The sequence below is a fragment of the Bartonella sp. AP65SXKL genome, from assembly GCF_042195725.1.
In the GTDB taxonomy this organism is placed as follows: Bacteria; Pseudomonadota; Alphaproteobacteria; order Rhizobiales; family Rhizobiaceae; genus Bartonella.
Window position 1 is genome coordinate 1 of sequence record NZ_JBHIOW010000043.1, and the last position, 3,138, is coordinate 3,138.

General features: G+C 46.4%; 2 protein-coding genes. Both read left to right on the forward strand.

The window, feature by feature from the left end:
• Positions 1 to 1,131, forward strand: a 1,131-nt coding sequence (locus ACFIMP_RS09415) for a ShlB/FhaC/HecB family hemolysin secretion/activation protein (RefSeq protein ID WP_375686315.1), incomplete at its 5' end; no start/stop codon positions are given.
• 25 nt (positions 1,132 to 1,156) lie between these two features.
• A partial coding sequence (locus ACFIMP_RS09420) for a filamentous hemagglutinin N-terminal domain-containing protein (protein ID WP_375686316.1) occupies positions 1,157 to 3,138 on the forward strand: 1,982 nt, incomplete at its 3' end.

Genomic DNA, 3,138 nt, shown 5'->3' on the forward strand with positions numbered 1-3,138 from the left:
CACGCTCAAAGCGAACTTCTTCCAGGGCGTGAAGAAGGGAGCACCATTGTCAATATTAACAATCATCCCGATAAAACGTTCAAGGTTACTGTTTCTCATGACAATATGGGACAATCTTCCACGGGTTATGCGCGTTATAGTGCGGGCTTGAGGGTAGAAAATATTTTAGGGATGAATGATGCGTGGGATTTTAACTATCAACGCAGTGAGCCCGATTATTGGGGTGGGAGCAAGCAAGAAGGACATAGCAATAACATTTCAGCGAGTGTGAGTATTCCGTACGGTTATTGGACCTTTGGATTGAATGGCACTGTTTATAATTACCAAAGCATAATCCCTGGCAATTTTACCGATATTGAGACGACGGGGGATTCCAGTGAGTTGCACGCCAGTACAAGCAGGGTTCTTTACCGTGATAGTGTTTCCCTTACAACCTTGAATTTAGGTCTTTCTTATAAAAGAACCAACAATTACCTTCTTGGCAATAAGATTGAAGTGGGCAGCCGTCAATATAGCGTAGTCAATTTTGGGATTTCGCATTCGCGCCAGATGTTGGGGGGGACTTGGACCTTTGATGTGAGTTATTTGCAAGGGCTCCCCTTGTTTCATTCTGTCAAGAAGCACGATCCAGGGGCAGGGGATGCGGAGCCACAATTTGCCAAATTTACTGGTACGCTTAGTGTCATGACGCCTTTTAAGGTAGGGGGCTTGGACTTTATACTGAGCAATCTTTTGAGTGGTCAATATTCACCGCATAATTTATTGGGAGCTGAACAGATTTCGTTGGGGGGCGCTTCCAATGTTCGTGGCACGCGTGAGAGTTTGCTTTTTGGCAATAACGGTTTTTTTAGCCGGAATGATTTGTTGCTACGCACCATTCCGTGGAGCAATCACGCGACCTTCAAAAAGGTTTTTGGAGAACTTCGCCCTTATGTTGGTTTGGATTATGGGCGTGTGTTTTCGCAAGTTTTGTATGGGATTAAGAGTGATCAGCTTGCCGGTTGGACAGCCGGTGTCAAGCTTGCGGGAGGCATGGTCTCTCTTGATGCCAGTTATTCCAGTATTTTTTGGAGCACAGTTAAGCACAAAAAATCAGGAACATTTTTTATGACATTAACAATGGAACTTTAAGCATTTTTTATTGGGGAGTTAACGTATGAGATATGAGAAGAGAGCAGAAAGAGCAGCTTTATTAGGTGTTTTGGTCTCCAGTACGATGCTCAAAAAGGTTTTATTTGGGGGACTTGGTTTTTCTTGTTTGTTAGCCCCTTCAGCGTTACAGGCGCAAATTACTGTGGATCCTAACGCGAATGCCGCCCATCGTCCAGATATAGTGGCAGCGCCCAATGGGGTTCCCTCGATTGATATTGTTACCCCCAATGGCAAGGGCTTATCACACAATAAATATAACGATTTTAATATTGGAAATCCAGGTGTGATTTGGAACAATCATGCGCAAGAAGTGGGGCAATCGCAGTTGGGGGGCATTATGCCGGGCAATCCGCATTTGCGCCTCACGGGTTCGGCGAAAGTGATTTTAAATGAAGTGACCAGCAGCAAGCGCAGTGCGCTTCATGGTCCAGGAGAGGTTTTTGGGAGCCCCGCCGATGTGATTATAGCCAATCCCAATGGGATAAGCTGTGATGGTTGTGGCTTTATCAATACGCCCCATGCGACTTTAACCACAGGTGTTCCCGAAATTGATGCGAGCGGTTTTTTGAAAGGCTTTGAGGTGCGAGGTGGGGATATCACCTTTGGAGCAAAGGGAGCCAATTTTTTCTCTGGCAAGGGGGCTGTTGATATTGTCGATATTGTCTCACGCACAGTGCATTTTGAAGGAGCTGTTGCGGGCAGAGAAATTGGTGTGACAGCAGGGACGGGTCACTTTGATTATGCTTCACGGGAAATGAAAGAACTGACCGATATTACCGGTAAACCGGAATATGCGATAGATGGTTCTGCTTTGGGGGCTCTACAGGCGGACAGAATAAAACTTGTGGCAACAGAAAAAGGTGTTGGGGTTCGCATGCGCCATGATATGGCCGCCAATGCGGGGCAGTTGCATCTTTCTGCTGACGGGAAAATCTCGTTGAAGAATGTTTTTGGTCATGGGGGTGTTGTCCTCAAATCGAAAAGCCAGAGCATATTGGCAAAACACATCACCTCGAAAAAGCATATTGATATTGCCGCCCATAAGGATGTGACGTTAGAAACGGTTGGTGCTGATGGTCATTTGAAGATAGAGGCGCAGGATGGGCTTTTATCGATTGCCGGTAAGGCAACCTCTGGGGGCAATATGGAGCTTTCTTCGCGCCAGACACTTCAAGTTTCAGGGCTAGGATCAGGCGCTGATATGGCTCTTGAATCGGGCGGAGACTTGAAGCTTGAGGGGATTGTTTTAGCGCAAGGGAACCTCAAGGCGCATGCCGGTGGTGATATACAAGCTCATTTTTTAGCCGGTGGGGTTGATATGGCGGCAACGGGTGCTGCTGGTGTTGTTGTTCTTGGCACCCAAGGGGATGTTGATCTCCAGAGCAGTCAAGGGGCGATTGTTGCTGAAAGTGTTTATGGAGCAGGAGATATCACCCTGGTTTCTCATAACGGGCTATCTGTTTCTCAAACAATTCTATCGCATCAAAATGTTGCCATTCAAGCACAACCAGCAACAAATGCTCCCGTTCATTTTGGGCAACTTTTAGCCTATGGCAAGGCAAATATTGAGGGTGGGGCGGTTGACTTTTCTTCACTGATGACGGGTGAAGAAGCTGTTTTAAAGGTTGGCAGCCTTGATGCAGGGACACTGATGACAGGTGTCGTTTCTACGGGCGGTTCAGGGGATCTTGTTTTAGATGAAAAGGGCTTTCTTTTGATTACAGCAAAAGAAGGGGTGAAGGTTGGTCAGATTGCCAGTGGTGGCAATATTGAAATTTTTGCAGGCAACGACATCTATTATGATCAGGTCATGGGCTATGGCAGCGCAACATTGACATCGGTATCTGGAGAGATCAGTGTTGAGAATATGCTGTCTGCTGAGGGGGATGTGAGATTGACGGCAAACACTCTCGATTTAAGCAATAATCGTTCTCATATTTACACGCCGCAAACGCTGTATTTAATTGCAGATCATATTGATGTCTC